Annotated in this window: 16 protein-coding genes and 1 pseudogene; 8 read left to right on the top strand and 9 right to left on the bottom strand. The window is 70.4% G+C overall.

The annotated features are described in order from the left end of the window. Positions 1 to 191: 191 nt before the first annotated feature. A complete protein-coding gene (locus NBG84_RS19425; RefSeq protein ID WP_250920764.1) occupies positions 192 to 911 on the bottom strand; it encodes a CTP synthase C-terminal region-related (seleno)protein in 720 nt (239 codons plus the stop codon). Between the two features lie 76 nt (positions 912 to 987). On the opposite strand from NBG84_RS19425, the gene NBG84_RS19420 reads away from it, so the two are divergent. The 4 genes and pseudogenes from NBG84_RS19420 to NBG84_RS19405 form a co-directional block, all read left to right on the top strand. Next, positions 988 to 1881 (top strand): LysR family transcriptional regulator, encoded by an 894-nt coding sequence (locus tag NBG84_RS19420; RefSeq protein WP_250920763.1) that lies wholly within the window; start codon positions 988 to 990, stop codon positions 1879 to 1881. 156 nt (positions 1882 to 2037) lie between these two features. Further along, a complete protein-coding gene (locus NBG84_RS19415) occupies positions 2038 to 2781 on the top strand; it encodes a VOC family protein (RefSeq protein WP_250920762.1) in 744 nt (247 codons plus the stop codon). A 441-nt stretch (positions 2782 to 3222) separates the two neighbouring features. After that, positions 3223 to 3414 carry a hypothetical protein gene (locus tag NBG84_RS19410; protein WP_250920809.1) on the top strand — a complete coding sequence of 64 codons (192 nt, stop codon included), beginning with the start codon at positions 3223 to 3225 and terminating at the stop codon, positions 3412 to 3414. Positions 3415 to 3732: 318 nt separating this feature from the next. After that, positions 3733 to 4072, top strand: a pseudogene (locus tag NBG84_RS19405) (FAD-dependent monooxygenase); the annotation flags it as partial. Between the two features lie 28 nt (positions 4073 to 4100). Here the strand turns inward: NBG84_RS19405 and NBG84_RS19400 are convergent. Beyond that, positions 4101 to 4505, bottom strand: a complete 405-nt coding sequence (locus NBG84_RS19400) for a DUF5997 family protein (RefSeq protein WP_250920761.1) — start codon at positions 4503 to 4505, stop codon at positions 4101 to 4103. A 58-nt stretch (positions 4506 to 4563) separates the two neighbouring features. Between NBG84_RS19400 and NBG84_RS19395 the strand changes: the two genes are divergently transcribed. Beyond that, positions 4564 to 5322 carry a LysR family substrate-binding domain-containing protein gene (locus NBG84_RS19395; RefSeq protein ID WP_250920760.1) on the top strand — a complete coding sequence of 253 codons (759 nt, stop codon included), beginning with the start codon at positions 4564 to 4566 and terminating at the stop codon, positions 5320 to 5322. 157 nt (positions 5323 to 5479) lie between these two features. Here NBG84_RS19395 and NBG84_RS19390 read toward each other — a convergent pair whose 3' ends face one another. From NBG84_RS19390 to NBG84_RS19375, 4 genes are all read right to left on the bottom strand, one after another. After that, positions 5480 to 5983 carry a type II toxin-antitoxin system PemK/MazF family toxin gene (locus NBG84_RS19390; protein ID WP_250920759.1) on the bottom strand — a complete coding sequence of 168 codons (504 nt, stop codon included), beginning with the start codon at positions 5981 to 5983 and terminating at the stop codon, positions 5480 to 5482. 194 nt (positions 5984 to 6177) lie between these two features. Further along, a complete protein-coding gene (locus tag NBG84_RS19385; protein WP_250920758.1) occupies positions 6178 to 6813 on the bottom strand; it encodes an NADPH-dependent F420 reductase in 636 nt (211 codons plus the stop codon). 159 nt (positions 6814 to 6972) lie between these two features. Beyond that, the gene (locus NBG84_RS19380; RefSeq protein ID WP_250920757.1) at positions 6973 to 9192 is read right to left on the bottom strand and encodes an NADP-dependent isocitrate dehydrogenase; all 2220 of its coding nucleotides are present in this window, start codon (positions 9190 to 9192) and stop codon (positions 6973 to 6975) included. A 234-nt stretch (positions 9193 to 9426) separates the two neighbouring features. Beyond that, positions 9427 to 9966 carry a hypothetical protein gene (locus NBG84_RS19375; RefSeq protein WP_250920756.1) on the bottom strand — a complete coding sequence of 180 codons (540 nt, stop codon included), beginning with the start codon at positions 9964 to 9966 and terminating at the stop codon, positions 9427 to 9429. A gap of 21 nt (positions 9967 to 9987) precedes the next feature. On the opposite strand from NBG84_RS19375, the gene NBG84_RS19370 reads away from it, so the two are divergent. After that, the gene (locus NBG84_RS19370) at positions 9988 to 10494 is read left to right on the top strand and encodes a carboxymuconolactone decarboxylase family protein (RefSeq protein ID WP_425608660.1); all 507 of its coding nucleotides are present in this window, start codon (positions 9988 to 9990) and stop codon (positions 10492 to 10494) included. 31 nt (positions 10495 to 10525) lie between these two features. Here the strand turns inward: NBG84_RS19370 and NBG84_RS19365 are convergent, their stop codons facing one another. After that, on the bottom strand, positions 10526 to 11779 hold the full coding sequence (locus tag NBG84_RS19365; protein ID WP_250920755.1) for an MFS transporter: 1254 nt from the start codon (positions 11777 to 11779) through the stop codon (positions 10526 to 10528). Positions 11780 to 11835: 56 nt separating this feature from the next. Between NBG84_RS19365 and NBG84_RS19360 the strand changes: the two genes are divergently transcribed. Then, a complete protein-coding gene (locus NBG84_RS19360) occupies positions 11836 to 12555 on the top strand; it encodes a CGNR zinc finger domain-containing protein (RefSeq protein ID WP_250920754.1) in 720 nt (239 codons plus the stop codon). Between the two features lie 75 nt (positions 12556 to 12630). Here NBG84_RS19360 and NBG84_RS19355 read toward each other — a convergent pair whose 3' ends face one another. Beyond that, positions 12631 to 13206 carry a histidine phosphatase family protein gene (locus NBG84_RS19355; RefSeq protein ID WP_250920753.1) on the bottom strand — a complete coding sequence of 192 codons (576 nt, stop codon included), beginning with the start codon at positions 13204 to 13206 and terminating at the stop codon, positions 12631 to 12633. 178 nt (positions 13207 to 13384) lie between these two features. Further along, positions 13385 to 14923 (bottom strand): aminotransferase-like domain-containing protein, encoded by a 1539-nt coding sequence (locus tag NBG84_RS19350; RefSeq protein WP_425608662.1) that lies wholly within the window; start codon positions 14921 to 14923, stop codon positions 13385 to 13387. On the opposite strand from NBG84_RS19350, the gene NBG84_RS19345 reads away from it, so the two are divergent. Beyond that, entirely contained in the window at positions 14829 to 15785 is a 957-nt protein-coding gene (locus NBG84_RS19345) for a DMT family transporter (RefSeq protein ID WP_250920751.1), read from the top strand. The genes NBG84_RS19350 and NBG84_RS19345 overlap by 95 nt on opposite strands. Positions 15786 to 15799 lie beyond the last annotated feature (14 nt).

Raw genomic sequence — 15799 nt, 5'->3', positions numbered from 1 at the left:
CGTTGCGCGGATGGGGCAGCGGATGGGGGCAGTGGCTGGCGGGGCCGAGCGTCGGGGTTGACGGGTGCGTGGGGTGTGCCGTCCGTCCGACCGACCGACCGGGAACCCCGTGTCGGGCGGAGGGAAGCGGGCTGGCGCCGTGGGGTCGGGGACCGTGACGTCCGGGGCCGGGCACCAGCGCAGGCAGGCGCTCAGTAGGCGCCTGCGGCCTGGGCGACGGCGGCCGCCGCCAGGCCGCGGACAAGGGGGTGCGGGCGGGTGCCATCGCCGGCGAGTTCCGGCTGGAAGAGGGTGGCGAGGAAGAACGGGTGCTCGGGCAGTTCGGCGATCCGCACCTCGCCGTCGGTGTCGGTGCCGGTGAAGCGCAGCCCGTGGCCGCGCAGCAGTTCAACATGGTGGGGGTTGGCGCCGAAGTCGCACTGGTAGCGCTCGGTGGACCGCTCGGCGCCGATGAGGGCTTCGGCGAGGGAGCCCGCGGTCAGCTCGATCGTGCCCTGGTGACCGACCAGGGAGCATGCGAGCGGCACCACCACGGCGTCGGCCGCCAACGTGCCGGGCGCGTTCTCCGCGTGACCGGCCGCTGCCAGCCCAGCCACGTTGCGGGCGTATTCGAGCAGGACATGTTGGAAGCCGGCGCAGGTGCCGAGCAGGGGGATGCGGTCCTCGCGGGCGGTGCGGATGGCCGCGAGCGCGCCGGCCTCGCTGCGGTAGGGACTGCCGGGCAGCACCCAGATCGCGTCGAACCCCACCAGGGTGGTGCGGTCCGCGACATCCTGGGTGGGGATCCAGTAGGCGTCCAGGTCCAGGCCGTCACGCTCACGCAGCCCGTCGAGTAGACCCGGGATGCGGGCGTGGGAGCGAACCTGGGGCGAGCGGTCGCCGACCAGGGCGACGCGGGCGGTGTGTGTCATGCGGCCATCCTGAGCCGCCCACCTGTATCACGTCCAACGATGATTCACGCATCCAGCATCAGAGATACTGATACCCATGGATCCGCAGCAGTTGCGTACGTTCGTCACCGTGGTCGACCACCGCTCCTTCTCCGCCGCCGCCCAGGCCCTCGGATACACCCAGTCCGCGATCTCACAGCACATCGCCGCGCTCGAAGCCGATCTGGCGGCGCCGCTGCTCTTCCGCCGCCCGGTAGCGCCGACCGAGGCCGGTGAGCGACTGCTGGAGCACGCCCGGCCGCTGCTTCTGCGCCTGGACGCGGCGCGGGCCGACATCGCGCGCCTGCGGCAAGAGCGCCCGGGGCGACTCGCGTTGGCCTGCACGCCGGGCGCGCTGACGCCCGCCACCGCGCTCGCGCTGGTACGCGCCCGCACCGCGACCCCGCGACTCGTGGCCTCAGTGCGGATGTGCGGCCGCGCCGAGGCCGTCCAGGCGGTACTGACCGGCACGGCGGACCTGGCTCTGGTCGACGGCGCGGTGGCACCCAGCGATCCGCTGCCGCTGCCCGACGCCGCCCCGCTGCCCGCCTTTCCCGTCAGCGAGGAACCTCTCGCGGTACTGCTGCCCGCCACCCATCCGCTCGCCGGCCGTCCGGCGCTGCGACTCGCCGACCTCGCCGCCGCCCGCTGGATCGACGCACCCGACGCCGCCGTGCCCCTGGCCCAACTCCGCGCCGCCGCCCAGTCCGACGGCTTCGGCCATCAACTCACCTACACCGGAACCGACATCCGCGGACTGTCCGTCCTGGTGGCCGCCGGAGCCGGCCTCACCACTGCCGCCCTGCCCGCGGCCAAAGACCTCCCCGGCATCGCGGCCATACCCATCACCGAGCCCCGCATCGTGCACCGCACCGAGCTCCTCCACCCCCGCACACCCACCTCCCCCACCGCCGAACTCCTCGACGCCCTGCGCCCAAAGCAGTCTCACTGAAGCCGGCACTCACCGGGTGCGACCTGCCCGTACAGAAGACCGCGGGCGAGGAGTCACACAGCTGAGCTGGGCATCGTGGCTGGTGAGCGAGTTGATCGCCGCTTGGCGACGCTCTCTGTGGATGTCGTTCCAGAGCGGGTGCATAGGATCGCCGGTATGACACTGCGACCGGTCCAGGTGAACATCAAGGCACTTGACGCCTCGGCGGTCGGCCGGTTCTGGGCGGCGGCGCTCGGCTGGAGTGTTTCCAGCGAGGGGCCGGTGACCACCTACGTCGCACCCGTCGGCGACTTCGTCTGGCCGGACCCGGTCGCCGTCTGCATCGATGTCGTGACCGTCCCGGAACCCAAGACAACAACAAAGAACCGAGTGCACCTCGATCTCGCCACCACCTCTGCGGCCCATCAGGCGGAGTTGGTCGCGCGCCTGAGGGCCCTCGGCGCGACGCCCGCCGACGTGGGCCAGGGCGATGTGCCGTGGACCGTACTGGCCGACCCGGAGGGCAACGAGTTCTGCGTGCTGGAGCCTCGGGATGTCTACCGGGACACCGGGCCGATCGCCCGGGTGGTGGTCGACTGTACGGATCCGCGGGCCATGGCCCGGTTCTGGGGTGAGGCGATGGACTGGACCCTGCACGAGGTGGCAGACGGCCATGCGGTGTTGCGCTCCGCCAAGGGTGTCGGCCAGTATTTCGAGTTCCTCCGCACGCCCGGCGTGAAGACCGTGCCAGACCGCGTCCATCTCGATCTGCTGCCGTATCCAGGTGACGACAGAGCAGCGGAGGTGGCCCGGCTGCGGGCCCTCGGCGCCGCCGACCTCGACCTCGGCCAGGGCGACGTCCCGTGGACGTGCCTGGTCGACCCGGAGGGGCATGAGTTCTGTGTCCTCGCCCTGTCCTGACGCCCTGTCCTGACGCTCGGCCTTGCCGTCACCCCCGTACGGGTACGCCCTGTCTGCCCACACACCGTGCTCCCCGGGCGAGTGGGACTCGCGGCGTCCCGGTCGATTCGGGCGACGAGAGCCCGCGTGCGGGGGGCGCGATCGGCTCGCCCGCCCATCACCACCCCCGACTCGCCAACTCACACGCCCAGTCACCCGGCTGTGACCGGGCTTCATCCGGCGGGTGAGGCTCACGGTGGCGGGGCCGAGTGCCACGGTCCCGGCGGACCTCGCCCCTGGACGCCGGCCATGGGTGTTTCACGCGCTCTGTCGGGAGATCCATGAGGTACGGCCGTCGACTCCCGTAGAGCTCCGCCCCCGTGGCGGTGACCGCGCACCGGGGAGCAGCCGGCCTGAGACGATCAGCTTGGCCGAATGAACGAACGTGGGGAAGTGGGGAACATGCTGGTTCCGGTCTTGCTCGGCGTCTTGGCGCTCGTTGCCGGCGGGTGCGTTTGTGTGGTGTGGGCTGAGCGTGGCGGGCCCCGCTGGGTCCGTGCCGTGGCGACCGTGACGCTCGCCGCGAGCGAGGTGCTGGGCCTTTCCGGGAGGAGTCGGCGTCGGGGTCTGAACGGGGACTCCAACAACGACTAGGACGTACGACGCGCACAGAACACGGCACCGGAGCACGATCCAGCGGCCCCGACGTCGGCCCCGCCGCTCCCAGCGCTGACTCGCCGGTTGAAGCGCCCAGTCACTGCCGGGCGAGAGCCCTGCACAGAAGCGTCAGCCTCGGCAGGCGTCCCGCTTTCAGGGGCAGCGGCAGAGCCCTGGTCGACCTGCCGTTTCAAACGGCGGCCGGGCGCCTCTGGGGGCCGAGATCGAGGAGGGGCGCAAGTGGACAGCAGTGGTCAGGCGACTGACCATCGAGGTCGGTGCGTCAAAGCCGGCGGCCTCGTCCAGGAGCTGCCAGTGGTGCACGCCGAGGTGTTGGACGTCCTGATCGCGGGCGCCGGCCCGTGCGGGCTCACGGCGGCCGTGGAGCCGCGGCGACGTGGGGTGTCCTGCCGGATCCTCGACAGGCTTCCGGCCCGAGCGCCGTTCGCGAAAACCGTGGGCAGCCAACCCCCGACGCTGGAGATACGGGACCGGATGGGCCTGGTCGGTGCCGTGCTGGACGCGGCCGTTCCGCTGCGCGGGCAGGCTGTATGCCAACGGCAAGCAGCAGGCCAGGATCGGTCTGGCGCTGCCGCCCGAGGTGCCATGCGGGTTCGCAGCCCTTCCGCAGTACGAGACCGAGCGCGTCATCGACAGACGTCGAACCGCGGGGCTGGGAGGGGTCAGGAACGCGGCCCGTCGGACTGATCGGCTCGCTCGGCGTTCTTCTCCTTGATGCGAACCGCTTCCTTGCGGACCTCGGCCTGGGTGGCGCGTTCCTTCCGCAGCCAGTCGGGGCTGTCCGTCTTCAGCGCTTCGATCTGGTCCGTGGTGAGGGCGTCGGTGACTCCACCCCGGGCGAGGCCCGCGATGGAGATGCCCAACTTCGCCGCGACCACGGGCCGGGGGTGCGGGCCGTTGCGTCGCAGTTCCAGCAGCCACTCGGGCGGATCGGTCTGGAGTGCGCTCAGCTCGGTGCGCGAGACAACACCCTCTTGGAACTCGGCGGGGGTGGCCTGGAGGTACACACCCAGTTTCTTTGCCGCGGTTGCGGGCTTCATCGTCTGGGTGTTCTGGTGCGACGTCATGGTGTCAAGAGTATCGAGCGTGTGCGCTACCGCTGACCACGACCGGTAACCTGGCGGAGTGACAGGCTCGGAAACACCCCCTTCGTTCCGGCTCGCCTATGTCCCAGGCGTGACGCCGACCAAGTGGGTGCGGATCTGGAACGAGCGACTGCCCGGAGTCCCGCTGACGCTCATCGCGGTCTCCCCTGGCGACGCGGCGGACGCTTTGCGCGACGGCGACGCCGACGCGGGCTTCGTACGGCTGCCGATCGACCGGAGTGACCTCAGCGCGATCCCCCTCTACACCGAGACGACGGTGGTCGTGGTCCCGAAGGACCACCTGGTGGCGGCGGTCGACGAGGTGTCGGCCGAGGATCTCGCCGATGACATCGTGCTGCACCCCCTTGACGACACCCTGACCTGGGAGCAGCTACCGGGACAGCCGGCCAAGGAGCGTCCCGAGACGACGGCGGACGCCGTGGAACTGGTTGCGGCCGGGGTGGGACTGCTCATCGTCCCGCAGTCACTCGCCCGCCTGCACCACCGCAAGGACCTCACCTATCGGCCCGTGTCCAACGCACCGGAGTCGCGGGTGGCGCTGTCGTGGCCGGAGGAGAAGACCACCGAGCTGGTGGAGCAGTTCATCGGCATCGTCCGCGGCCGGACCGTGAACAGCTCCCGTGGCCGCCCCACCCCGCCCGAGCCGAAGGGGAAGCGCCCCGACAAGGGGGGCGCGGCGCGAAAGCCCCCGGCGGGCAAGTCGGCGGGCAAGAATCCACGGACCGGTGCCGGCGGCCCCAAGGGCGCCAAGCGCGGCAAGCCTCGCCGTCGGCCGTAGCACCGGCGGCCGAGGGACGACGTTCCTGGACCGGAACCACGGATCGGCTGCTTCCACGGTGCGGTAGGGGGTCGGGTCGCCCGGTAGGCACGACATCCACCTCGTACCGACGGGCTCACCGCTGGGTCGTCAAGCGCCGCGGGCCGAGCGGATGGGGTCAGCGCCGATGTCCGCGCAGCAGGTTCCAGACGTCCTGGTGGACGGGGCCCACCCGGCGTCGAAACGCCGAGGTGTGGATCCGGCGCTGTTCGGCCGCCTGGATATGACTCGTACGGCCCTTTCGGTCGTCCACGCTCCCCGGCGGGAGGGTGATCACATGCCGAGCCGCCGGATGGAGCTTGCTGGTGATCTTGGCGACCACGGCGACATCCCCTCGGACGGAGAGCACCAGGCACGGCCGGTCCTTGGCCCCGGAGCCGTCCGCGAAGGGGACCATGGCCCACCAGATCTCGCCCGGCCACGGCAGAGTGGGCGCCAGTCCCGGCGGGCGGGTCGGAACGGCGTCGGCGGTGTCGCGCCGTCCGGGGCTGAGTCCTGGCTGGGGAGCGGTTCCCCCGCCCCCGTCCCGCCACTGACGCCACATCTTGCGGGCCGTGTACCACCCGGCCGCGAACACCAGGATCACCGCGATCCCCGAGGTGTACATCCCTATGTCGGTCATCGGCTTGGCCCCCGCCCCGGTAGTACCGAGGGCCGACCGTACCGGTATGAGACACCCGCACCGGCCGATTCATCCGAAGTCGCCGGTCAAAGCGTCAGCGGGTCCAAACGTCGGTGGGGTGTCACTGGCGCTGCCGGGCCACCGCGGTGGGCGTCTGAGGCGCTGGCGGCCTGGTGAGGACCACCGAGCAGCCCTCAGACCAGCTCTTTTGCCTCGTCGAGCGACAAAACGGCGCCCACGGTGAATTCATGGAGATCGCCGAAGACCTCGATCCGGATGGACTGGTCGATGCCACCCACCTTGAGGGGGTCAAAGCCCGCCGCCTGGATCAGGTCCGCCACCGCCTGGCCTGCCGCGTCGTCGTCGGTGGCGTAGAACGCGACCCCGCGGTGGGGGGTGCGTCGGGCCGCCGAGCTGAGGGAATCGGCGGAGAGGGTGCCGAAGGCCTTGACCAGTCGGGCGCCGGAGGGCGCTTGTGCGGCCAGTGTCCGGCCGGCCGACTCGGTTTCCGGGAGGGTTTTGGAGAATCCGCCCTGCCCGTCGGGGGCGATGGGGTTGGACGGATCGACGATGATCTTCCCATTGAGCCGGTCACCGTACTTCGCCAGCAGTTCCTTGATGGTGTCGAACCAGACGGCGAGCACCAGGACGTCCGCCGCGTCCACGGCCTCGTCCACCGTCACCGCGGTGGCCCGGTCGCCCAGCCGGTCCGCCAGTTCACGGGCGCTGTCGACACTGCGGCTGGCGACCAGGATGCTCTGGTCGCCAGCCACCAGGTTGGCGGCGAGCCGTGAACCGATGTTGCCCGTGCCCACAATCGCTGTCGTCATGGGTCTGCTCCTCCTCAGGGGTACGTGCTACGCCTGGGCAAGTAGAACGCCACCGGACCGGGAGGGCGCGGCGGAGCTGGCATCCAGGTGACCCCCACGGCCGGAACAGCGGAAATGGGGGTGTGCACCGTGGTGCGCACCCCCATTTCGCTAGCCGGTTCAGCCGAGCGTGGCCAGCGCCTGGTTGAGCGTCTTCGAGGGACGCATCACGGCGGTCGCCTTGGTCGCATCGGGCCGGTAGTAGCCACCGATGTCCACGGGCGAGCCCTGGACGGCGATCAGCTCATCGACGATGGTCTGCTCCTGCTCGGCCAGCGTCTTGGCGAGCGCGCTGAACGCCTGCGCGAGCTCGACGTCGTCCGTCTGCTTGGCCAGCTCCTGGGCCCAGTAGAGCGCCAGGTAGAAGTGGCTGCCACGGTTGTCGATGCCACCGAGGCGACGGCTGGGCGACTTGTCCTCGTTGAGGAAGGTGCCCGTGGCCCGGTCCAGGGTGTCGGCGAGCACCTGGGCGCGCGCGTTGTCCGTGGTCTGGGCGAGGTGCTCGAAGCTGACGGCGAGGGCGAGGAACTCACCCAGGCTGTCCCAGCGGAGGTAGTTCTCCTTGACGAGCTGCTGGACGTGCTTGGGCGCGGAGCCGCCGGCGCCGGTCTCGAACAGTCCGCCGCCGTTCATCAGCGGGACCACGGAGAGCATCTTGGCGCTGGTGCCCAGCTCCAGGATCGGGAACAGGTCGGTGAGGTAGTCACGCAGCACATTGCCGGTGACGGAGATCGTGTCCTCACCGCGGCGGATGCGCTCCAGCGAGAACGCGATCGCCTCGACCGGCGCCAGGATCTGGATGTCCAGGCCGTCGGTGTCGTGGTCGGGGAGGTACGCCTTGACCTTGGCGATCAGGTTGGCGTCATGGGCACGGCCCTCGTCCAGCCAGAACACCGCCGGGTTACCGGTCGCGCGGGCGCGGGTGACGGCGAGCTTGACCCAGTCCTGGATCGGGAGGTCCTTGGTCTGGCACATGCGCCAGATGTCGCCGGCGCTGACCGCGTGCTCCAGCACCACCGCGCCGGAAGCGTCCACCACCCGGACCGTGCCCGTGGTGGGGATCTCAAAGGTCTTGTCGTGGCTGCCGTACTCCTCGGCCTTCTGCGCCATCAGGCCGACGTTCGGCACCGAGCCCATGGTCGAGGGGTCGTAGGCGCCGTTCGCGCGACAGTCGTCGACGACGACCTGGTAGATGCCCGCGTAGCTGCTGTCGGGGATGACGGCGAGGGTGTCGGCTTCCTGGCCGTCGGGGCCCCACATATGTCCTGAGGTACGGATCATGGCGGGCATGGAGGCGTCGACGATGACATCACTGGGCACATGGAGATTGGTGATGCCGCGATCGGAGTCGACCATCGCCAGTGCGGGTCCGTCGGCCAGCTCGGCCTCGAAGGACGCCTTGATCGCGGCGCCGTCGGCGAGCGCGTCCAGGCCGTTGAAGATGCCGCCCAGTCCGTCGTTCGGGCTCAGGCCCGCCGCGGCGAACGCCTCACCGTACTCGGCGAACGTCTTCGGGAAGAAGGCCCGCACCACATGGCCGAAGATGATCGGGTCGGAGACCTTCATCATCGTGGCCTTGAGGTGTACCGAGAACAGCACGCCCTCGGCCTTGGCCCGCGCGAGCTGGGCGATGAGGAACTCACGCAGGACCGCGACCCGCAGGACCGAGGCGTCCACGACCTCGTCCGCGAGAACCGGTACCGACTCACGCAGCACGGTGGTGGTGCCGTCGTCGCCGACCAGCTCGATACGGAGCGTGTCGTCCGCGGGGATGACCGCGGACTTCTCAGTGGAGCGGAAGTCGTCGGCGGTCATATGCGCGACATTGGTCTTGGACTCGGCCGACCAGGCGCCCATCCGGTGGGGGTGCGCCTTGGCGTAGTTCTTGACCGAGGCGGGGGCACGGCGGTCGGAGTTGCCCTCGCGGAGCACCGGGTTGACGGCACTGCCCTTGACCTTGTCGTACCGGGCGCGGACGTCGCGGTCCTCGTCGGTCTTGGGGTCGTCCGGGTAGTCCGGGAGGTTGTATCCCTGCTGCTGGAGCTCCGCGACCGCGGCCTTCAGCTGGGGGATCGAGGCCGAGATGTTCGGCAGCTTGATGATGTTGGCCCCGGGGGTCTTGGCCAGCTCACCCAGCTCAGCGAGTGCGTCGTCGATGCGCTGGCTCTCCTCAAGCCGCTCCGGGAAGCTGGCGATGATCCGCCCTGCGAGGGAGATGTCACGGCTCTCGACCCTGACCCCGGCCGTGGAGGCGTATGCCTCGACCACGGGCAGGAACGAATGCGTGGCCAGGGCTGGGGCCTCGTCGGTGTGCGTATAGATGATGGTCGAGTCAGTCACCGGGTGCTCCGCTCCACGTCTGCAACATTGCTCGACATCAAGATATCTCGTGTTCGACCCGGCTTCGAAAGGGCCCTGCCTCCTGGTGGCCTGACTCTTGCCACCTGCGATGACTTCACCGCCGATTCCCCCGGGTGCGGCGCGGGCGTCGAACCCCCGTCACCGGCTCTGGCCATCGGGCACTTCACCGGGACCTCAAAGGCCCCACAGCCCACCCGGTCGGTCGCCCCCGCCCTATGCCTCCACCGTGACCGAGACCGGTGCCCGCTCCGTGCTGAAGTGGACCGCGGGCCAGTAGCCGTCCAGGAAGAGATCCTCGCTCACCTCTTCGTAGTGGACCGCGAACTCTCCCGAACCCAGCACCACCAGCGTGGTGGGCCGCATGTCCCGGAGGAAACCCAACCTCTCGTCCTCGGATCCATCGCCCTCGGCACCCCAGTTCCAGAGGAACGCGGTGGCATCGGCACGGATCCGGTCGAAGGTCGACAGCAGCTCTCCGGCCTGGGGCAGCAGCGCGGTGATCACCGCCGCTTCGCGGGTGTCAAAGCTCACCGAGATGTGTTGGTCCGCGGCCCGAACGGTGACGTATCCCCGGTCGAGGAGCTCGTCGTACGCCGACTCATCCATCGTGTCGTGCGTCGTGTGGTGCATCGCGTTGTCCCCGCCGCTCATCTTGTCCCCGCCGATCATCGGTGTCATCACGACCCTGCCGGGCCTGATCTGCCGGGCGTCGAAGATCTCTCCGCTCGCCCGGTCACATTCTTCCGCTGCCATCCGTCAGTGAGGTGCCAGCGGATGGCGACCGTCCATCCGCTGAGGTCAGCCACCGAGATGGAGAAGATGATGACGCAGGCACGTATGAAGAACCCGGCCCAGGTCCTCCCCGATGCCCTGACCGGCATCCTTCAGGTGATCGGGGCGGCCAAGGAGGGTGGTGTCCCGGGTACCACGCTCGATCTCGTCCATCAGCGCGCCAGTCAGATCAACGGGTGCAGTTACTGCGTGGTCGGCGGAGTGGCCAGTGCCAGGAAGAACGGTGAGACCGATGAGCGGCTCCACGCGGTGGCCGCCTGGCGCGAGGCGCCCTACTTCACCGATGCCGAGCGGGCGGCGCTCGCCCTGGCCGAGTCGATGACCCGGCTGAGCGACCAGTCGGACCCGGTGCCCGACCGTGTCTGGGACGCAGCCGCCGATCACTTCGGGGAGAAGCAGCTCGCCGCCATCGTTCTGGTGATCAGCCTGACGAACTTCTTCAATCGGATCAATGTCACCACCCGGCAGCCGGCCGGTCCCACCTGGTAGCGACCGGAGGTTCAGGCACGGGCGGCAGCGGCTAGGCCCCGGTCGCTGCGTGCCCGCGCGCCCTGTGCCGCGCGGTATCCGCCTCACCGCCGTCCGTACGCGGCCAAGCCGCGGCGCAGAGTGCGGCCACCAGCTGCACGGCGGCGGCGGTGAGCAGCGCGCCGGTCAGGGACCACCGCGCGGCCAATGGTCCGGCCGCCCCCGCGCCGACGGCGAAGCCGGTCAGTTTGAGGCTCGCTCCGGTGGTGAAGATCTGGCCCCGCAGCCGCTCGGGGGACTCCCGGTGCCGTATCGCGAACAACGCGGTGAGCTGCGGGCCTTCAGCGGTTCCGACCAACGCGACCGCCGCGATCAGCAGGAGGGGCAGCTCGGTCGCCGCCAGCGAGAGCGCCACGGCGAGGATGAGCGGGCTCCAACCGATGAGGGTGTCAGGGCGCCATCGGTGCGGGCGGCGCGCGAGGAGTGCATTGGCGGCGAGGGCCGCCGCGGCGATCCCGGAGAGCAGCAGGGCCCCCTGGCCCGCGCCGCCGAACACCCGCTCACCCAGCAGCGGGGCGCAGGCCACGAGCATTCCCTCTCCCGCGCAGGAGACCACCGTGACCACGGTCGCCCGGGCCAGTGATCGGCTGCGGACGATCACCCGAAGGCCCGCGATCAGTTCGGTGCGGACCGAAGTGATCACCCGCTCCGGGCCGCGGGCCTGCGGCTGATCAAGGCGGTGGGGCTCGGCGGGCGGTAGTCGCAGGGCCGCGGGCAGTGCCAGGCAGATCAGTACGGCCGCGAGGACGACTCCGGTACCGGCCCCGGCCAGTTGGGCCACCGTCCCGGCGAGGGCGGGCCCGATCAGTCCTGCCGCGTTGAACGTCATCGCGTCCAGGGCGTTCGCCCGGGGGAGCTCGCCGGGCGGAACGATCCGGGGCAACTGGGAGGTCCAGCCGCCGGCGAGGACCGGCCCCAGCAGTCCCGCGCCGACCGCCAGCAGGACGGTGACCGGGAGCGGCAGCCGATCGAGCCCCGCCAGGATGGTGAGCAGGGCGAGGGAGTAGCCGCCGAGCGCGGCTGCCAGCAGCCTGCCGGGCCGGGCAGACCGATCGAGCAGTACGCCGAGAATCGGCCCGCCCACCGCCGCCGACACGGTGATGCCCGCGAGCAGCGCGGAGGCGGAGGCGGCCGACCCGGTGACGGCGAGTCCGGCGAGCAGCAGGGCCGGGCCGGACATCTCATCACCGGCGCGGGCGACCGCCGCCCCCGCGAGCCGACCCCACAGTTCACCAGGCTTCTTCATTCACCGCACGCTACTGAGGTAACTCAAATGTTCGCCAGATGCGTTACATTGCGGCGATGGAGTCCAGAAACAGCGAATGGTCCGCCCGGCACTCCGTGGCTACCGTCGCTCGCCGGACCGCGGCCCTGGTCAATGCGCTGACCAGCGGGGACAGCAGGGACTCGACCATCGATCGAGCAGCGGTGATCGCCGTACTGCGCGGTTACGGCGAGTACGGCGGCGATGGGGAAGACGAGAACGTCGTGCCGGAGGGAGCGGAAGGACCGGAAGCGGGCGCTGGCCGGGGGAAGGCCAGCCTCCCTCGCGCGGACCCACCGGCCACAGCGGCCACATCTTCCGCGCCCTCCGTACCGAGCGCGCCCTCGGCGGAGGACATCGCCCAGATGCGCACCGCGGCCGTCCAACTGCGCGCCGTTTTCGCGGCCGAGCAGGTGGATCAGGCCGCGGAGTGCCTCAATCGACTGCTCGCTGGGACCACCGGCCCGCTACGGCTCACCTCCCACCGCGGCGCTTCCCCCTGGCATCCGCATCTGGACCGCGATGACGACGGACCCTGGGGTGAGTGGCTTCTCGCCTCCTCGGCTCTGGCGCTCACGGTTCTCGTCTGGGATCGTCAGCGGCCACCCGGTGGCATCTGCGCCTCCCCCACCTGCCGCGATGTCTTTCTGGCACAGGGCAGTGGCCCCGTGCGCCGGTACTGCTCGCGCCGCTGTGCGACCCGGGAGCGGGTGGCAGCACATCGACGTATGAAGAAGGAGCCCCCGCCATCTCGGTGAACCGGCCAAGCCGACTCGGCTGACCCGATGGATCCCTTCGACCGGATCCATCGAGTCGGCCGAGGTCAGCGGCGCTCAGGCAGCGGTCTGGAGGCACAACTTCCAGTAGCCTGCGCTGCCGGTGAGGACCAGGGTGGACAGCGGGCGCACATCCACGTTCCAGTACGAGGACGGCGGCGCGTTGAGCACGTACACCAGCGCCGCCCGGACCACCGATGACTCGGCGACGGCCACCACGGAACCGCCGTCCTGAGCCGGGCGGGTGTCGAGCCAGGTGCCTATCCTCCCGATGAAAGCCAGCAACGACTCACCGCCGTGCGGAGCCGAACGCGGGTCCGCGAGCCAGATGTCCACCGCATCCGGCTCCACCGCGGTCACCTCACCGAGAGTGAGACCGCGCCAACGCCCCATGTCACACCCGCGCAGCGCCGGTTGGGCCATGGGAGCAAAGCCAAGAGCCTGGGCAGTGGCCCGGCTGCACAGCGTCGGAGCGCAGTACCGCAGCTCGGCGGCGTTGAGCGGTACGAGCACCGGCGCGGCGGTTTGCACCTCGTACCAGCCGGTCTGGTCGGGTGAGCGGTCATCGTCGAAACGCTCGGTAAGCATCGAGGAGCTGCGCGCGGCAGCCACGAGCGTGATCCGGACACTCATGGCGTGATGGTGAGCGGCACAAGCGGAACCGGTCAAGTGACCGGAGTCACTCACTCCGCTGACCTGGGAAGTCGACCGCGAGTCAGGGGATTCGCCCACGGCCGAGGCCGGGTAGAGCGCAGAATGACTTCAGCGGGGAAGGTGTCCAAGAACCCGCGGCTCCGGTGTGTGAGCAGGTTCAGTGAGTGAGCAGGTCGGTCTCGTCCCATGCCGCGCGTAGCCGTCGCACGCCCTCCACCACTTCCGCGCCACCCGCCACCGCGGCGAAACTGACGCGGATGTACGCCCCCGGGGGCTCGGCGCAGAAGTAGGGGCGTCCCGGTGCGAAGGCGACCCCTTCGCGTAGGGCGGTGGCCAGTAGCGCTGTCTCGTCGGTGCCGTCGGGCAGCCGTAGCCAGAAGTGGTAGCCGCCGACCGGAACCGTCGCGAGGAGCAGCTGGGGCAGCTGCCCGGCAAGCGCTGCCGCCATGGCGTCCCGGCGCTCCCTCAACTCGGCCCCCACCGCACGGAGGTGGCGGTTCCAGGCGGGGGCTCCGACCAGTTCCAGGGCGGCTTCCTGGAGCGGGCGGGACACAAAGAAGTTGTCCACGACCTGGATGGCGCGCAGTCGGTCCAGCACCGGCCCACGGGCGGCGAGCACCCCGACCCGCAGACTGGGTGAGGTCACCTTGGTCAGCGAACCCACATGGACGACGACACCATCGGGGTCGGCCGCCGCAAGTGGCTCCGGGAGCGGTCCCGCTCCTGAGTGGACCAGCCGCCGGGCGAAGTCGTCCTCCACGATGAACGCTCCGGCCTCGCGCGCTGTGCGCAGCACCTCGGGGCGACGCTCCGGCGCGAGGACCGCGCCCGTGGGGTTCTGGAAGAGCGGCTGGCAGACGAAGACCCGTGCGCCGGTGGCCTGGAAGGCCGCGGAGAGCAGTTCCGTACGGACGCCTCGGGCGTCCACCGGCACGGGTACGGGCCGCAGTCCGGCCGCACGGGCGATGGCGAGCATGCCCGGATAGGTGGGTGACTCGACCAGTACCGGCGCGCCCGGGGGTGCCAGCGCGCGCAGGGCGGTGGTGAGGGCTGCCTGGCCGCCGGCGGTGATCAGTACGTCGGCGGCTCCGACATCCGAGCCGATGCCGCGGGCGAACCACTCGCGCAGTTCGAGCAGGCCTTCGACGGGCGGTCTTGACCATGCTCCGGGCCGGCGCGCGGCTCGGGCGAGTGCGGCGGCCATCGCGCGCTCGGGTTGGAGCGAGGGGTGCAGATAGCCGCCGTTGAACTCGATGACCCCTGGTGGGGGCGCGGCAAGTGTGGCGAGCACCCCGGAGGCATCGACCGAGCGGGGCACATGGTCGGCCGCTGTCTCGGCGCTGAGGGCGACCTCCTGCCATGAGGTGTCCCCCGGGGCGGCGGCCTTGGCCCGAGGGCGGGCCAGAAAGGCACCGGCGCCGGGCCGGGTGATGACGAGGCCCTCGGCGGCGAGTTGTGCCAGCGCGCGGGAGACCGTGACGGGGGAGACCCGATAGCGCTCTACCAGGGCCCGGCTGGATGGCAGCTTCCCACCTGGAGAGTAGCGGTCAAGCTCCTTCTTCAGTTCAGCCGCGAGCTCTTCCCCACTGCTACGCTGATTCATGACAGCACAGGATAGCGCTACTCCCTCCGGGTCGATAGCGGTGAGCACCCCACCGGTTGCGGACGTCGGCGGGGAGGTCCGCGCGGCGACCACCGAACCGGCGGCCTCGGGCACGCTGCTCGCCGTACTCGGAGTGATGGCCTTCTCGCTCACCTTTCCCTCCACGGTCTGGGGCCTGGATTCCTTCGGCCCGTGGTCGCTGGTCTGCGTGCGGTCGGTCCTTGCGGCACTGGTGGCGGGCGGCTTTCTGCTGGCGCTACGGGTGCCACTGCCCGAACGCCGCCACTGGGGCCCCCTCGCGGTCGTCGGCGGGGGTGTGGTGGTGGGCTTCCCGCTGCTGACCTCTCTCGCACTGCAGACCTCCACCAGTTCCCACGCGGCCGTGGTGGTGGGCCTGCTGCCGTTGACGACCGCCGTGTTCGCCGCCGTACGCACCGGTCGTCGCCCCTCAGCGGCGTTCTGGCTGGCGGCGGGTGCTGGTGCGGCCGTGGTGATCGCCTTCACGGTGTCCCAGAGCGGCGGCTCGCTCCAGAGCGGAGATCTCTATCTCTTCGGCGCGCTGCTGGTCTGTGCGGCGGGCTACACCGAGGGCGGCGGGTTGGCCCGGGAGATGCCGGGCTGGCAGGTGATCGGCTGGGCGTTGATGCTGTGTCTGCCGTTCGCGGCGGTGGGCTCGGCCGTGGCGCTGGCATTCGAACCCGTGCGGCTGTCGCCCCAGGGTGTGGTGGGAGTGGTCTGGGTCGCTGTCGTCTCCACCTTCTTCGGGCTCTATGTCTGGTACCGCGGCATGGCTGCCATCGGCATCGCCAGGGCCAGTCAGCTCCAGCTCGGTCAGCCGCTGCTCACCTTGGTCTGGTCGGTGATCCTGCTGGGCGAACGGCTCCCTCCGGCCGCCCCGGTGGCCGCGGTCGCGGTGCTGGTGTGCATCGCCGTCACCCAGCGGGTACGCAGCTGATCCTCGCGGGCCCG

The sequence above is a fragment of the Streptomyces albipurpureus genome (genome assembly GCF_023701525.1).
Taxonomy (GTDB): domain Bacteria; phylum Actinomycetota; class Actinomycetes; order Streptomycetales; family Streptomycetaceae; genus Streptomyces; species Streptomyces albipurpureus.
Note: the sequence above shows the minus strand (reverse complement) of the source record. Positions and strands in the feature narration are given on the sequence as shown.

Coding starts and splice junctions, on each gene's coding strand:
- NBG84_RS19425 (WP_250920764.1), bottom strand. CDS start 911: ATGACACACACCGCCCGCGTCGCCCTGGTCGGCGACCGCTCGCCCCAG.
- NBG84_RS19420 (WP_250920763.1), top strand. CDS start 988: ATGGATCCGCAGCAGTTGCGTACGTTCGTCACCGTGGTCGACCACCGC.
- NBG84_RS19415 (WP_250920762.1), top strand. CDS start 2,038: ATGACACTGCGACCGGTCCAGGTGAACATCAAGGCACTTGACGCCTCG.
- NBG84_RS19410 (WP_250920809.1), top strand. CDS start 3,223: ATGCTGGTTCCGGTCTTGCTCGGCGTCTTGGCGCTCGTTGCCGGCGGG.
- NBG84_RS19400 (WP_250920761.1), bottom strand. CDS start 4,505: ATGACGTCGCACCAGAACACCCAGACGATGAAGCCCGCAACCGCGGCA.
- NBG84_RS19390 (WP_250920759.1), bottom strand. CDS start 5,983: ATGACCGACATAGGGATGTACACCTCGGGGATCGCGGTGATCCTGGTG.
- NBG84_RS19385 (WP_250920758.1), bottom strand. CDS start 6,813: ATGACGACAGCGATTGTGGGCACGGGCAACATCGGTTCACGGCTCGCC.
- NBG84_RS19375 (WP_250920756.1), bottom strand. CDS start 9,966: ATGGCAGCGGAAGAATGTGACCGGGCGAGCGGAGAGATCTTCGACGCC.
- NBG84_RS19370 (WP_425608660.1), top strand. CDS start 9,988: ATGGCGACCGTCCATCCGCTGAGGTCAGCCACCGAGATGGAGAAGATG.
- NBG84_RS19365 (WP_250920755.1), bottom strand. CDS start 11,779: ATGAAGAAGCCTGGTGAACTGTGGGGTCGGCTCGCGGGGGCGGCGGTC.
- NBG84_RS19360 (WP_250920754.1), top strand. CDS start 11,836: ATGGAGTCCAGAAACAGCGAATGGTCCGCCCGGCACTCCGTGGCTACC.
- NBG84_RS19355 (WP_250920753.1), bottom strand. CDS start 13,206: ATGAGTGTCCGGATCACGCTCGTGGCTGCCGCGCGCAGCTCCTCGATG.
- NBG84_RS19345 (WP_250920751.1), top strand. CDS start 14,829: ATGACAGCACAGGATAGCGCTACTCCCTCCGGGTCGATAGCGGTGAGC.